Below are 13,786 nucleotides of genomic sequence, written 5' to 3'. Positions count from 1 at the left end.
ATCCTTAGAATTGAAGCGAACCTTGCAAGTTAGACCAAAAAATCTAACCTTGAGGATCACTACAAAACGAGGATCGTTTTTTCATTTAACCAATCTTTTTGTATTTCCCTCTGGCACCAGATTAAGAGAATGGTATAATCATAATCAATGAGACAAAGGAGGAAGCAAGATGGAGAAAAAAGAAGAACAGCTTTTAATAGACCTAACGACTGCACGTGGGGTTCCTGGGAATGAGGAGGAAGTGCGTGAAGTCTTTAAAGAATATGCCAAAGACTTTGCTGAAGATATCTTTTTTGATGGTTTAGGAAGTGTCATTGCCAAACATGTTGGTGATGGCGGTGGACCGAAAATTTTTATATCGGGACATATGGATGAAGTCGGCTTTATGGTAACTAAAATCACAGAAAAAGGCTTTATTGAATTCCAGACCCTTGGTGGTTGGTGGGGGCAAGTGATGCTGGCACAGCAAGTCGAGATCAAAACCAATGAAGGCAAATTGATCCACGGTGTCGTCGGTTCAAAACCACCCCATGTCTTGAGTCCAGAGACTCGAAATAAACCGTATGATATCAAAGATATGTTCATTGATATCGGCGCTTCAAGTGAAGAAGAAGCCAAAGGCTGGGGGATCCGTCCGGGAGATATGATCACCCCTTATATCCAATACAAACGGATGAACGACAGCAAATTTTTGCTAGCCAAAGCATGGGACAATCGAATCGGTACGGCGGTATCACTGCGGGTATTAGAAACCTTGGCATCCGAAGGACATCCCAACTGCTTGTTTGCCGGCAGCGACGTGATGGAAGAAGTTGGCCTAAGAGGGGCGCGAACAAGCACTCACTTAGTGAATCCCGATATCGCGATCGCACTAGATACTGGTACCGCTGGGGACACACCTGGAATGACACCAAAAGAAGCGGATTCTGTGTTAGGCAAAGGCCCACAAGTCTTGATTTTCGATGCTTCCATGATTCCTCACAAGAAATTATTGAATTTTGTGATCGATGTCGCCGAAGAGATGGAAATTCCTTTCCAATATACCGTGATCACTGGTGGAGGAACCGATGCTGGTCAAATGCATTTGACTCGTGATGGGGTTCCTTCGATCGCTATTACCGTGCCAGTTCGTTACCTGCATTCTCATACTTCTGTCATTCATGAGGATGACTACTTCAATACAGTCAAGCTTGTAACGGAAGTGGTTCGCCGCTTAGACGATAAGACCGTTAAAGCATTGCGCAGTTACTAAGGTGAGTCTATGAGATCAAATACAATGATTCGAGAGACCGCCAAAAACTCCTTGCGCGGATTCTGGGGAACGTTCGTCTTAAGTATTTTAGCGACGGTTGCGGTACAAGCGGTGGTCAGCTCGCTTTTTAGTAGTATTGGGACTTCTTTTGGTGCAAACAATGCAGGGAGCTGGATCGATCTGATCTTGGACAATTTTGTCTTCTTTGCGTTTTCGGTAGCGTTGAGTATCATGGCACTCTATCTGGTTCGTGGCAGAGGAATCAAGGTGGCGGATATTTTTCTAGTCTTTGATAAACGTCTGTATGTACCGTTTTTGCTACTAAATTTAGTGAGCGCGCTTTTAAATTATCTTTTGAGTTTTGCGATTTTCTTGCCGCAGTTTGTCTTATCAGGACTCAATCAATATTTGGACTTGGTATTCAATTTTAATCGGGGAATCTCTATTGATGTGGCGATGTTTAATGGCTCCCTGGCTTTTGTGATTGGGACCTTTCTCTCCATCATTTTGTTCTTCTTTTTGTCACAAGTCGTTACTGGTGTGATTCAATTAGCGATCTATCTGCGCTATGATCAACCGGAATTAGGGGTTCTTCAGTCAATTAAAGTGGCCTTTGCGCTCTTGCGTCCACATCTGGGTCAATACATTTGGCTACAGTTATCATTGATTGGCTGGTTTATTCTCGGCTTTTTGGCACTGATGATCGGGATGCTATGGGCAAACGCCTACGCCTATGCAGTCAATGCAGTATTTTATGAGGAATTGATCAATGAACAACGAGCGATGATCAGATAAACAAAAAAGACGACGGCCCATTGGTCTGGCTCCCTGCAGATAGAGTAAAAAACTCATTCATAGGGTTCTACCAATAGACGTCGTCTTTTTCTCGTTTTCTCGATCTTTTTTTGCAAAAAAATGGTCGGATTTTAGTCAAATCAGCTGAGATGTGATAGCATAAAAGAAGTAGAAAACCAGCTTGAGCCAAAGAGGAGGAAACACAAGTGAAAATAACTGTCTTAGGTTGTTTAGGTGCCTATCCGTATAATGGTGAAGGGACTACTGGCTATTTAGTTGAGTCGGAAGGCTTTCATTTGCTGCTTGATGCGGGAAGCACCACCTTGGTCCAACTAGAAAAAATCCTTGATCCTTTAGACTTAGATGCAGTGATTCTGACGCATTACCATCACGATCATATTGCGGATCTAGGGGTATTGCAATACTATTGGCAATTATATCCAGGAAACGAAGAACGCCAGGTTTTGCCAATCTACGGACATGGGGAGGATGCGGTTCATTTTGAAAGCCTGACGATGCCTGGAGTGACTCAAGGAATTGATTACCTCCAAACGGAGTCATTGGAATTGGGCCCGTTTACCATTACCTTTATGAAAACGATCCATCCAGTCACTTGCTATGCCATGCGATTTGTTGAGAAAAGCACAGGCAAGGTTTTTGTTTTTACAGGCGATTCTGGCTACTTAGAATCTTTTGTTCCGTTTGCACAAGGAGCTGACCTGTTTTTGGCAGATACCTATCTTTTTGCAGGCAATGAGCGGCACAAGGCTCATTTTACGTCAAAAGAAGCAGGGGAGATCGCCCATGCGGCGCAGGTAAAAAAATTAATGTTGACGCATTTGCCGCAACACGGTGACTTAGAACAGTTACGAGAAGAGGCTGCACTAGCTGCCAATGGGATCCCCGTTGAATTGGCGGCTGTTCAAAAAATTATTGAAATCATCTAATTAGGAGGAACGAATAGTATGCTTTTTGTACCGAACGAACTGAATGACCCACGCATCAATTTAGCCATCGAGATTTTTCTTCTTCAAGAAATGAAAGTGGATGAACCCATCTTACTTTTTTACATTAATGAACCATCGATTATCATTGGACGCAATCAAAATACGATCGAAGAGATCAATAAGGAGTATGTGGATGAACATGGGATCCATGTCGTTCGTCGGTTCAGCGGCGGCGGTGCAGTCTATCATGATTTCGGGAACTTGAATTTCAGCTTTATTATGCCTGACGATGGGAATTCTTTCAGAGATTTTGAAAAACTGACCAAACCAATCGTCCAAGCTTTGCATGAGATGGGGGTTGAAGGGGCGCAACTAAAAGGCCGCAACGACCTTGTGATCAATGACATGAAGTTTTCTGGTAATGCGATGTACGCAACAAATGGTCGGATGTTTGCTCATGGCACGATCATGTTTGACAGTGATATCAATGAAGTAGTTAACGCCTTGAAAGTCCGTAAAGACAAAATCGAATCAAAAGGCATCAAATCGATCCGATCAAGAGTGACCAACATCAAACCATTCTTGCCAAAAGAGAAGCAAGACATGACGACTGAAGAGTTCCGTCAAGAAATCTTATTGAAGATTTTTGGTGTCGATTCCGTGGAAGACGTCAAAACCTATGAACTAACAGAAGAGGATTGGGTCAAGATCAATGAGATTTCCGATAAGTATTATCGTAACTGGGATTGGAATTACGGCAAATCACCAGCCTTTGATATCGAACGTCGTCATCGATTTCCGATCGGCTCCATCGAAGTTCGTTTAAATGTGGCAGAAGGAAAAATCACAGACGCCAAAATCTTTGGCGACTTTTTCGGTCTAGGGGACATTGCAGATGTAGAACAAGCACTGATCGGTACTCGTTATGCCAAAGAAGATTTGGCACAAGTCATTGCCAACATTGATATCAAAAAATATTTTGGCAACATCACGCCTGAAGATTTTCTTTCATTGATCTATTAATCAAAAAACGAAGCAGCCTTTTCCATCTGGCTGCTTCGTTTTTTATTAGTATGCGCGGGCGATCCAAACGGTGTGTTTGGCAGGTTTGCCGCTGACAATATCGACTGTTTTTTCCATTGGTGCTTCAAACGGAATGTTTCGGGTAGTAAAGCCAGTTTCTTCTTTGATTTTGGCCTCGGTTTCTTCCGAGCCATCCCAACCGATCAAAACAAAACCAGTCACTTTGTCTTCTTGTTTGCACATTTCGATATGGGCTTTTAGTTCATCCAATGTATCGATGTTGGTGTACTCATTATCTTTGTTTCGTTCCTTCGCAGCTGCTAATAAACGTGGAGTCATTGCTTGTAATTCTTGGTCAACAAACGCTTCTAATTCCTCAAGCGCCACCGTTTGCTTGTCAGCTAGGTCACGGACTTTGACCATGACTTTGCCAGCTTCTAAATCTCTTGGGCCACATTCGATTCGCAAGCAAGCGCCTTTTAGTTCCCATTCATTGAACTTATAGCCAGGTGAGTTATCAGAATCATCCAAACGAACACGAATGCCCTTGGCTTTAAAGTTGGCATACAGTTCTTCTAATTTTTCTAAGATGGCTGGATTCTTTTTCCAAGGACCGACTGGTAACAACACAACTTGGGTTGGTGCAATGGTTGGTGGGAAAACTAAACCATTTTCATCGCCATGGGTCATGATCAAGGCACCTAACAAGCGGGTAGAGACACCCCAAGAGGTTGTGTGGGCATGGGTATGCTTGTTTTCTTTCGTTAAATACGTAATATCAAATGCTTCAGCAAATTTTGTCCCCATGTAGTGGCTGGTTCCTGCTTGGACTGCTTTGCCGTCTTTCATCATCGCTTCGATCGAATAAGTATCTACTGCCCCCGCAAAGCGCTCAGATGGGGTTTTTTGTCCACGATAAACAGGGATCGCTAGGAATTCTTCGCAAAGGCGGGCATATTCATCTAAGACTTTCATGGTGCGTTGACGAGCATCTTCTTCATTTTCATGAGCGGTATGACCTTCTTGCCATAAAAACTCTGAGGTACGCAAGAAAGGCAATGTTTTCTTTTCCCAACGAAAGACGTTTGCCCATTGATTGATTTCATAAGGCAGGTCACGGTAGGAGTTGATCCAATCAGAAAAGGCAGAGCCGATCATGGTTTCTGAGGTTGGACGCAATGCCAAAGGTTCTTCCAGTTTTTCGTTGCCGACTTCTGTGACCCAAGGTAATTCAGGGGCAAAGCCTTCGATATGATCCGCTTCCTTCATAAAGAAATTTTGCGGAATCAGCATTGGGAAGTATGCATTGCGAATGCCTTCTTTTTTCAAGAAACGATTGAACTCCTCTTGAATATGCTCCCAAAGTTCGAAGCCGTCAGGACGGAAAATAATGGAACCTTTCACTGGGGAGTAAGCCATCAATTCGGCTTTTTGGATCGTTTGGATATACCATTCTGTAAAATCATTTTTTTGTGTCATTGTTTTTCCTCCTTAAAAAAATAAAAAAGCATCTCGTCCTAAAAAGGACGAAATGCTTGGATTTCGCGGTACCACCTTTGTTGATTATCGATCGGGATAATCCAACTCGTAAAGGATAAGGCCTTTCCACCGACCGTTTTGCGGTCATTGCCATTGGGTAGGTTCATTTTATCAGCGGGTGTCGATTTTTCAGCTGCCATCGACTCTCTAAGACCATCATAAAATTACTATTCCAATGCTTGTTGCTGTTCTTTATCATGCTAAAGCGAAAAAGCGAAAAAAGCAAGAGTTTTTTCGCTTTTTCTTAAAATAGACCGTTTAACGTATCGGAGAAAAGGCAGTCAGTCAAAAGACAGCAGATCCGCTTTAGCGGCAAGTGTTAAACGCAAAAAATGAAAACCATCTGAATCCTCGATACGCATACTTCCTTGATAGACAAGACAAATTTGTTCCAGCATTTGCACATCGGTATGGATCGCCTGTCGTTTTGCTTCATCAGTTTGCAGTTTTTCTGCCTCATCCTCTGTTAAAAGCGGCATTTGACAGTCGATATGCAGCTGTTCTTTTGTGTCAGTCACTTTCAACGAAAGCTTGCGATTTTGAGGATCTGTGACCGAACAGGTGTAGCGGATGGCGTACTCTAAGCAATGGGCGATCAAGGACAGACGATCATTTTCGTCCAATCGTTCCAGTGGTTCCGTGAGGTCATCGCAGGTAAGGGTAATCCTTTTTTGAGCGGCGGTGTGTTGATAATCAGCAAGCAGCATCGTCGTGATCGATTCTTTTTCAACCGCAGGGATCGTTAGCTGCTGCTTGATTTCTTCTTCAATCTCGCAAAGACCTTCGTACGCAGCCGCTAGTTGTTCGTCTTCTAACATGTTTTTAATGGTATGGGTTCTCTTTTTGATGGTTTGTAAAACTTGCTGCCATTGTGCCGTTTGATCTGGACCGATCGCCTGCTGATTTTCATACAATCGCACTTTGATGTCTGCTGTGTCGATCTGCTTATTTTTGCCTTCACTGGCAAAAAAGAGTTCGAGGAACCCATAACAAGTAAAAATAAGTATCAGTAAGAAAAAGATGATCGAGCGCCAATTGATGTCAGATTGCGGGAGGACTAAAATATCCTGGATATACAAGAACCCATGACCGATTGCCGCGACAACGATCCAAGGTGCACAAAGGACATAAAATTGATTCTTTTTTAACGCCTCATAAATCGCCGCAAACGAAGTCACAAAGGTGCTGGTGATATTTAATAAAAACAGATAGTTCATGACGACTGGCAAACTTTGTTTTTGAAAAAGTGCCAAAAACATGGCAGAGATTCCGAAGGAGTAGTGAACAAACAACCATTTCTGATAATACTTACGTACGAAGTGCATGTTTGTGTAGTAAAACCCAATCAAAAACATGGGCGTAATAATCGAAAGAAAATTTAACATAAATGAATTCACGAGGGGAGAAAAAAGCAGTCCGCCCAGCAGATCCCCGAAGCCGGCTTCTAAACCTGCACTTAAAGCAAAGGCGCTGAATAAGATGGAAGATACTTTCAGCTTTCTTTGGTTGATAAAAGAAACGAAGAGATAAAATAAGTTAAGAATACAAATAAATCCGGTAAATAGGAGGATATAGATATTCAAAATTGAAAGACTAAAAACATAACCGATCAATGCATTGGCAGGGCCGAAAAAGACCTCGGCTGGAAAGCCAGAATAAGTGTCGAAAGGACTAGTCACGTAGATCTTCAACGTCTTTCCAACGTAATCCTCTGGCAATGTGATAAAAGATAAGGTTTTGCCAGGATGGTTGAAGGTCAATGAATGTTCGGCAGCTTCATTGGTATAAATTTCTTGATCATCCAGATAGACGGTCATGTGTTGATGATCGCCAATCAGTAGCATCGTTGGATATTTGTATTCATTGGTCATTTTTCGCTGCATGACAAATCGATCATTGGCTTTTACGCTAGGTAAATATTTCACATAACGGCTAATAAAAGTAGAATCAGGATTGTCTTCCGCATAAAAAATCCAATCTTCCTTCTTCTCCACGGTATGGTTATCAGAAGTAGGAGATAAGAAGAGTATAAGAAAAAAACCGATGCTTCCTAGCAAAAATAGAACGAGTAGGATAAAGGGAATCCAACGTTTAAAAAAGAACTTGTTATTTAAAAAAAAGCATACTTTTTCTCCTATGTTTTTTAATCGCCTTTAGCATAATATAAATAGTAAAATAAAGTCAAATAATAATCAGAAAAAATACGCATAAAAATTCAATGAATCGTTTTTAAATATTTGAAAAAAATTTAATTATGTTATAGAATCGAAAAAGAAACTGAGCCTTAGAAGGAGAAAAGAAAATGAAACTTTTGCCAAAACAAAGTATCATGCTCTCACTTTTTGTATTGTTGTTTATGCTGATTTCTGTTTTAGCGGTCGTGATTCCTCATGCGTTTGGTTTCACAATGGCCATTGTTAACAGCGATGCAATGGAACCTACATATTCCGAAGGGACATTACTTTTTGTTAAAAAGGCTTCAGAAGACAATTTGGTCGTTGGTAATGAAGTGACCTATTATGTTGATCACGGCAGACAGATGCGCACACGGCGAATCGTTGCAGTGGGAGAAAACCAATCGGTGCTTTATACGATCGGTGATAACCAAAGCCAGATGGAACCAAAAGAAATCCAAAAAAGCCAATTGATTGGGCAACCCATTTTTTATATCCCTAAAGTAGGGGCTTGGCTCAATCAAACGACGATCCAGCTTTTTAAAAACATGTATTTCCTTTTCGCAATGTATATTTTAGTGACCACCTTGTTTGTAACGCTCTATCAAATCAAATCTGGATCCATAAAAAAATCAATCATCTCTTAGCCATAAGAAGAAAAAAGCCAAAGAAACGGCAGTGTTTCTTTGGTTTTTTCTCTTTTTCCCCTTTATAAGAGCAGTGTTCCAGCGAGGCCGATTATCAGACAAAATGATAGAAAGAGCATATCGGCGAAAGTGATGCGAAATGACTTGGCGTAGGTTCGCTTTGCCTCGCTGTCAAATCCTCTTGAAAGCATCGCAGTCGCCAAGAGCTCAGACCAACGAATCGATTTGACCAGTAAAGGGATCATCATCTTGAATGAAAATGGATTGACGGGGATTCCTCTAGAACGCATGCTATTACGGATATTCTGGTACTCGGCTGGAATGATGGGCGCAATTTGAAACGCAGCGAGCAGACCATAGGCAAAAACGGCGGGGAGTCGCAGCTGTTGCTGCAGCGAATAAATCAGCTCATTGATCGTGGTCGATACACTGAAAGAACTGCCCAACATACCAAAGCAATAGATACGGCTTGCCATGTCAAGTCCATAGCGCATAGCTGCTGCTGAGGAGGAGCCACCTTGGTTGTCCTGGTAGTAAAGGAGTCCGGTGAAAAAGACCCCCACAGCTGCCAAGGTCAATGTAGAAACAAGCAAAAGGCTTTTTTTCAAAGAGCGTTCGTTTACAGAAACAGCAAAGAACAGGACACAGAGTAGCAGATTCAATCTGAAATTATTTTGAAAAGAAACCAGTAAGGCGAGTCCTAAAATGGCGAATAACTTGACTGTCGGGTTGAGGGTGCGCATCTATGTCCTCCTTTTCATAATGATTAAAATCAATGATTTGTGAACAAAATGCTTCCAATAATAAGACATCGTGACTAACGATCAAAACCAAGGTGCCGCTTGCGGCTTTTTCGGCTAACAGCTGCATGACCTGCCAAGCTTGCTTGACATCTTGGCCATAGGTCGGTTCATCCACCAACAGTAATTTGACTGGTCGCTGCAATAAAGCTGCTACTGCCAAGCGTCTTTGCTGGCCTTGGCTGAGTAGAAAAGGGGACTGAGTGCTCTTGTTTTGTAGTCGCAATTTTTCCAGCAGTTTGTCACTCTCGGTTGCTGCACGTCCTTGGCTAAGCTCCTGTGCCACTGTAGCAGCCAAAAACTGGTCCTGCGGATTTTGCATGATCCAGCTGATGGACCGAAAAGGGGAGGGATGCTTCTTGATTGGATCCCCGCACAGGCGAATGGTTCCTGAGTACGTCTGCTGCTGCAAGATCGCTTTTAAAAACGAAGATTTGCCGCTGCCGCTACGTCCGGTGAGCCCAATCATTGTCCCACTATCAAAGGTAAGATTTGGAAAAACAATCGCTTGGTTACGGATCGGCAGGCGAAAATCTTGAAAAGATAGCCGCTCTTTTGCAGAAAGTTTCTTAATCTCAACAGGCGGTAGTGACCTGCGCAGCTCCTGATCGAGTGCGCGCATCTTTTCTTGATCGACGGATCTGAATCCTTCTTCAATCAGCAGCCACTCAGCTACCCAGTCAGCAGTTTCTTTGATTTGATGGTCGATCAGTAAGATGCCAATGGCATGTTGCTTTTGGAGCTGTCGCAGTTTTCGAATGATTTTTTGACTTGTGTCAGCGTCCAAATTGGCAAATGGTTCATCCAAAAGTAAGTAGCGACTCTTTAAAATCAGACAACAAGCCAATGCTACTAACTGTTTCTCACCGCCAGACAAGGTCGTAAAGGGCTGATCGGCAAGATGGCTGATCTCGCAAAACGTCAAGGCTTCCGCTACTTTTTTTGGCATGTCGGCTTGGGGAATACATTGATTTTCAAGACAAAACAGTAGTTCTTCTCGAGGCGTGGCCATACAAAATTGCATATCTGGATTTTGAAACAGTAAGCTGATCGACGTGCTTCTTTCTCGAATGGAAAGCTGGTTTAGCGTTCGGTCATCGATCGTATAGGTTCCTTTTTCAAACCCTTTCTCGTTAAGCCCCGCTAAGAGGTGGAAAAGAGTGCTTTTTCCTGTTCCTGAAGCACCATAGATTCCTTTTGTTTCTCCGGGGGCTAAAGACAGTGTCAGATCAAGCCGTTTTTGATCCACGAAAAAGCAGCCGTTTTTCACGAGCAGGCTCATGCCGCTTCTCGTTTGGCGCTAATGGTTTGGTCTTCAGCAATCGGATAACTGTTGAGAACGCCCATGCGTGTCAGATGATCACAGACGATCTTCACCAAAAAGGCGGAAAAGAATAAAGAAGAAAGCAAGCGAATAATAAAAATCACCACCAACAACTGCCATTGCAAGTCAACGAAATTTGACCGAATGATCCCCCAAAGAAAACTCGTGATCGTGGCGCCAATGGCACCAGTGATCAAAGGGAACCAGCCATAGCGACGGTAGCCACCTAATGCAAAGCCAGCTTCTGTTCCAATCCCTTGTACAAACCCGCTGATAAAAATAATCGGTCCATAAAAATTCCCCATAAACACTTCTAAAAGTGCGGCGATCATCTCAGTGATCGTCGCTGCGCCCGGTTTGCGCAGCACATAGCCAGCAAAAGCCGCTGCCATGAACCAAACCCCGAAAATAAACTCATTCGCTAAAACAGACAAACCAAAGGGTGTTAAAAGCGTACCTAACAACAGCCCAAAATGAACAGCGCCCAAATAGATCACGCCAAAAATCAACGAAGCGATCCCCACCATAATGACATCTTTTAAGACCCATTTAGTCATGCGACACCGCCTTCTTTTTGGAAGGACTGTTGACTGAGACCGTTGCTTCTAACACATAATGGGGAAGATGGTCATGAGCATACGCTAATGCCGCTTCAAAATACCCAAAGAGTTGGTTGGCCGTTCCCGTCAGCATCGTCACATAATGGGCGGAGCGAGGCGCCAAACCATAGGTTTCTGCCAGTTGGACGATGGTGGCGATCTCTTCCATATAATTGTTTTCCCCAAATACATAAAACGAGTATTTACAATCCACGTCAAACGTACCATTCAAAAGATTGCTTGCTTTATTGGGTTGTGCCTGTTCTCCATTCAAAAACGCGTCACCTGCAGAATCGCCAGGACAGCCCTTAGAAAAAGTAAACTCACCCACGAGGTGTGTCTTGGATTCGTAAGCGTTGATAAATAGCCCAGCTGCCGCATCGACAACACTTGGGGCTTCCCCTCGAAAAAGGGTGCTGAACAGATCGGTTTGCTGCCAAACAGCTGTTGTATCCGTCCGCTCAATGCTCGCGACGATTTGTTGCGCAAAGTGGTCTTTCATGGGGTACAAACTTACTCGGCACCCAGTGATATCGATCCCGCCTACGGCACAGGCGATTGGTTCATTTGTCATTTTCTCTTCTCCTCTCGATGGTTTTTCTGTCTACAAAAAAAGCGTTCCTCCTTTTTCTATCCACACGTAGACAGAAAAAATGGGAACGCGAAAAATCATGCGCTGCCACTTCCCTACGTTGGTACTAACCAAATCAGGTTCTAAGGGACCAGACTTACGTCTATCTCAGCATAAAGCGCCCCTAGTGGATAATCTTCTATTCAATTACCCCTAGAGTGTAGCACAGGACCCAGCAAAGGACAATAAAAAGAGATGTTCAACGATTGAAAAAAATCAGCAGAGCAAGTCTTTCAAGGAAATTTCTTCACTGATATCTGTGGTGGTACATATGAAGGTTTTTACATATAAAAAAACAAGTGAAAAAGCGGTTGACAGGTTGCAAATAGTTGTGTAAAGTATAAAACCGATGGTAAAACGTAAACGTTACGTTTTGTTTTTATAAATCGTAATTGATTTATCAGTATTTTACCAAGGGAAAGAAAAAGAGGAAAAATAAAAGGAGTGTAGTTAGAAAATGAAGAAGTTTTTTAAAATAACGATGTTATCAGCAGTAGCCCTCGCATTGGCTGCCTGTGGTCAAGGTGGTTCTGACGCTACGGAGCAGTCAGGAAACGCCTCTTCTGAGAATGAACAAATTCAGGTCATGGCCACGTTTTATCCGATGTATGATTTTACACGCCAAGTCGTAGGGGAGGAAGGGCAGGTCGAATTATTGATGCCCGCAGGCACTGATTCCCACGACTACGAACCTTCTGCAAAGGATATGGCAAAGATCCAAGATGCGGATGTCTTTGTCTACAACAATGAAAACATGGAAATGTGGGTTCCTTCGATTGAAGCTACGTTAAATGATGGCGATGTGACAGTGGTCAAAGCCACAGAAGGAATGGTCTTACTTCCAGGAGACGAGGATCATGATCATGACCACGATCATGGCGATGATGGTCATTCCCATGAATTGGATCCCCATGTTTGGTTAGCACCAAGCTTAGCCATGAAACAAGTAGAGGCGATCCGTGACCAACTAAGTGAGGCTTATCCAGAGAAAGCGACAGCCTTTGCAGAAAATGCTGCGAATTATTTAGCGAAGTTACAAGAGCTTCATGCGTCTTATGAAGAAGCGTTTAGCAATCCAGCGCAAAATCACTTCGTGACCCAGCACGCAGCTTTTGGTTATTTGGCATTGGAATACGGGTTGACCCAAGTACCGATCTCTGGTCTTTCACCAAGCGAGGAACCTTCCGCTTCACGAATCGCAGAACTAAAAGAGTTCGTTCAAGAAACAGGTATCCAAACGATTTACTTTGAAGAAAATGCCAAAGACAGCATTGCACGAACGTTAGCTTCAGAAGCAGGTGTCGAACTGGCTGTCTTGAATCCATTAGAAGGGTTGACCCAAGAACAAATGGATAACGGGGAAGACTATATTTCGATCATGGAACAAAACCGTGATGCCTTGAGAAAAACGACCGATGTAGCAAATGACAAAGAAATAGCGGAAGCCGAAAAAGAAAAAACGGTTTATAACGGCTATTTCGAGGATGCAGATGTTCAAGATCGTCCCTTATCTGATTGGGCAGGAGAATGGCAATCCGTGTATCCATTTTTACAAGACGGAACATTAGACCAAGTGTTTGATTATAAAGCAAAAATGGACAAGAAAATGACGGCTGACGAATACAAAGAGTATTATACGACCGGTTATCAAACAGATGTTGCTCAGATCAAGATCACAGACAATACAATGACGTTTATCTTCGATGATGGTACGAAGAAAGAAGCAAATTATGTGTATACTGGCAAAGAGATTTTGAACTATTCCGCTGGTAATCGTGGCGTACGTTTCTTGTTTGAAAGCACTGACGAAGATGCGGCATTCAAATACATCCAATTCAGCGACCATATGATCGCACCAAGTGCGTCCCATCATTTCCATATCTACTTCGGCAATGATAGTCATGAAGCCTTATTAGAAGAAATGGATCATTGGCCAACCTATTATCCAACTGGGATGAGCGGATTAGAAATTGCACAGGAAATGCTTTCCCATTAAAAAAAAGATTGACAATCCTCGCTCTTTTCGTCAAAGTAAACTTGATAGGAAGGAGCGAG

At 42.9% G+C, this 13,786-nt stretch carries 12 protein-coding genes, 1 riboswitch and 1 other annotated feature; of the genes, 6 read left to right on the top strand and 6 right to left on the bottom strand.

Annotated elements, in window-relative coordinates; translation table 11 throughout:
- Positions 1-169 precede the first annotated feature (169 nt).
- The 4 genes from IGI76_RS09990 to IGI76_RS09975 all read left to right on the top strand — a co-directional run bounded on the left by IGI76_RS09990 (position 170) and on the right by IGI76_RS09975 (position 4,017).
- Complete coding sequence (locus tag IGI76_RS09990; RefSeq protein WP_005229852.1) at positions 170-1,252, top strand: M42 family metallopeptidase; 1,083 nt, start codon at positions 170-172, stop codon at positions 1,250-1,252.
- A 9-nt stretch (positions 1,253-1,261) separates the two neighbouring features.
- Entirely contained in the window at positions 1,262-2,047 is a 786-nt protein-coding gene (locus IGI76_RS09985) for a DUF975 family protein (protein WP_311902356.1), read from the top strand.
- A 206-nt stretch (positions 2,048-2,253) separates the two neighbouring features.
- Positions 2,254-2,994: an MBL fold metallo-hydrolase gene (locus IGI76_RS09980; RefSeq protein WP_016610950.1), complete on the top strand. Its 741-nt coding sequence runs from the start codon at positions 2,254-2,256 to the stop codon at positions 2,992-2,994.
- 18 nt (positions 2,995-3,012) lie between these two features.
- The gene (locus tag IGI76_RS09975) at positions 3,013-4,017 is read left to right on the top strand and encodes a lipoate--protein ligase (RefSeq protein ID WP_311902359.1); all 1,005 of its coding nucleotides are present in this window, start codon (positions 3,013-3,015) and stop codon (positions 4,015-4,017) included.
- A 45-nt stretch (positions 4,018-4,062) separates the two neighbouring features.
- Here IGI76_RS09975 and proS read toward each other — a convergent pair whose 3' ends face one another.
- Both proS and IGI76_RS09965 read right to left on the bottom strand, forming a co-directional pair.
- Positions 4,063-5,496, bottom strand: coding sequence for a proline--tRNA ligase (gene proS / locus IGI76_RS09970; protein WP_015509942.1), 1,434 nt, complete (start codon positions 5,494-5,496; stop codon positions 4,063-4,065).
- Between the two features lie 40 nt (positions 5,497-5,536).
- Positions 5,537-5,741 (bottom strand) — a binding site (T-box leader).
- Positions 5,742-5,837: 96 nt separating this feature from the next.
- Positions 5,838-7,550, bottom strand: a complete 1,713-nt coding sequence (locus IGI76_RS09965) for a hypothetical protein (RefSeq protein ID WP_333719311.1) — start codon at positions 7,548-7,550, stop codon at positions 5,838-5,840.
- Positions 7,551-7,858: 308 nt separating this feature from the next.
- Between IGI76_RS09965 and IGI76_RS09960 the strand changes: the two genes are divergently transcribed.
- The gene (locus tag IGI76_RS09960) at positions 7,859-8,377 is read left to right on the top strand and encodes a S24/S26 family peptidase (protein ID WP_016610953.1); all 519 of its coding nucleotides are present in this window, start codon (positions 7,859-7,861) and stop codon (positions 8,375-8,377) included.
- Between the two features lie 62 nt (positions 8,378-8,439).
- Here IGI76_RS09960 and IGI76_RS09955 read toward each other — a convergent pair whose 3' ends face one another.
- The 4 genes from IGI76_RS09955 to IGI76_RS09940 are packed head-to-tail and all read right to left on the bottom strand — an operon-like array spanning position 8,440 to position 11,674.
- Complete coding sequence (locus IGI76_RS09955; protein ID WP_142974132.1) at positions 8,440-9,120, bottom strand: energy-coupling factor transporter transmembrane component T; 681 nt, start codon at positions 9,118-9,120, stop codon at positions 8,440-8,442.
- A complete protein-coding gene (locus IGI76_RS09950; RefSeq protein ID WP_333719310.1) occupies positions 9,047-10,459 on the bottom strand; it encodes an ABC transporter ATP-binding protein in 1,413 nt (470 codons plus the stop codon). Before IGI76_RS09950 ends, IGI76_RS09955 begins: the two co-directional genes overlap by 74 nt.
- Entirely contained in the window at positions 10,456-11,058 is a 603-nt protein-coding gene (locus IGI76_RS09945) for an ECF transporter S component (RefSeq protein WP_010749530.1), read from the bottom strand. Before IGI76_RS09945 ends, IGI76_RS09950 begins: the two co-directional genes overlap by 4 nt.
- Positions 11,051-11,674, bottom strand: coding sequence for a YkoF family thiamine/hydroxymethylpyrimidine-binding protein (locus tag IGI76_RS09940; protein ID WP_128489234.1), 624 nt, complete (start codon positions 11,672-11,674; stop codon positions 11,051-11,053). Before IGI76_RS09940 ends, IGI76_RS09945 begins: the two co-directional genes overlap by 8 nt.
- Before the next feature lie 93 nt (positions 11,675-11,767).
- A riboswitch (TPP riboswitch) is annotated at positions 11,768-11,867 on the bottom strand.
- A 321-nt stretch (positions 11,868-12,188) separates the two neighbouring features.
- Here IGI76_RS09940 and IGI76_RS09935 point away from each other — a divergent pair.
- On the top strand, positions 12,189-13,727 hold the full coding sequence (locus IGI76_RS09935) for a zinc ABC transporter substrate-binding protein AdcA (protein WP_270290214.1): 1,539 nt from the start codon (positions 12,189-12,191) through the stop codon (positions 13,725-13,727).
- The last annotated feature ends 59 nt before the right edge of the window (positions 13,728-13,786 follow it).

Source organism: Enterococcus sp. DIV2449a, assembly GCF_051711225.1.
Lineage (GTDB): Bacteria > Bacillota > Bacilli > Lactobacillales > Enterococcaceae > Enterococcus_D > Enterococcus_D casseliflavus.
The sequence above is the reverse complement of the archived record's forward strand: the minus strand, read 5'-3'. Positions and strand labels throughout refer to the sequence as shown.

What these genes read in the sequence shown, in the direction of transcription:
- IGI76_RS09985 (WP_311902356.1), top strand. Translation starts at nt 1,262, where the DNA reads ATGAGATCAAATACAATGATTCGAGAGACCGCCAAAAACTCCTTGCGC.
- proS (WP_015509942.1), bottom strand. Translation starts at nt 5,496, where the DNA reads ATGACACAAAAAAATGATTTTACAGAATGGTATATCCAAACGATCCAA.
- IGI76_RS09990 (WP_005229852.1), top strand. Translation starts at nt 170, where the DNA reads ATGGAGAAAAAAGAAGAACAGCTTTTAATAGACCTAACGACTGCACGT.
- IGI76_RS09945 (WP_010749530.1), bottom strand. Translation starts at nt 11,058, where the DNA reads ATGACTAAATGGGTCTTAAAAGATGTCATTATGGTGGGGATCGCTTCG.
- IGI76_RS09975 (WP_311902359.1), top strand. Translation starts at nt 3,013, where the DNA reads ATGCTTTTTGTACCGAACGAACTGAATGACCCACGCATCAATTTAGCC.
- IGI76_RS09950 (WP_333719310.1), bottom strand. Translation starts at nt 10,459, where the DNA reads ATGAGCCTGCTCGTGAAAAACGGCTGCTTTTTCGTGGATCAAAAACGG.
- IGI76_RS09940 (WP_128489234.1), bottom strand. Translation starts at nt 11,674, where the DNA reads ATGACAAATGAACCAATCGCCTGTGCCGTAGGCGGGATCGATATCACT.
- IGI76_RS09935 (WP_270290214.1), top strand. Translation starts at nt 12,189, where the DNA reads ATGAAGAAGTTTTTTAAAATAACGATGTTATCAGCAGTAGCCCTCGCA.
- IGI76_RS09960 (WP_016610953.1), top strand. Translation starts at nt 7,859, where the DNA reads ATGAAACTTTTGCCAAAACAAAGTATCATGCTCTCACTTTTTGTATTG.
- IGI76_RS09955 (WP_142974132.1), bottom strand. Translation starts at nt 9,120, where the DNA reads ATGCGCACCCTCAACCCGACAGTCAAGTTATTCGCCATTTTAGGACTC.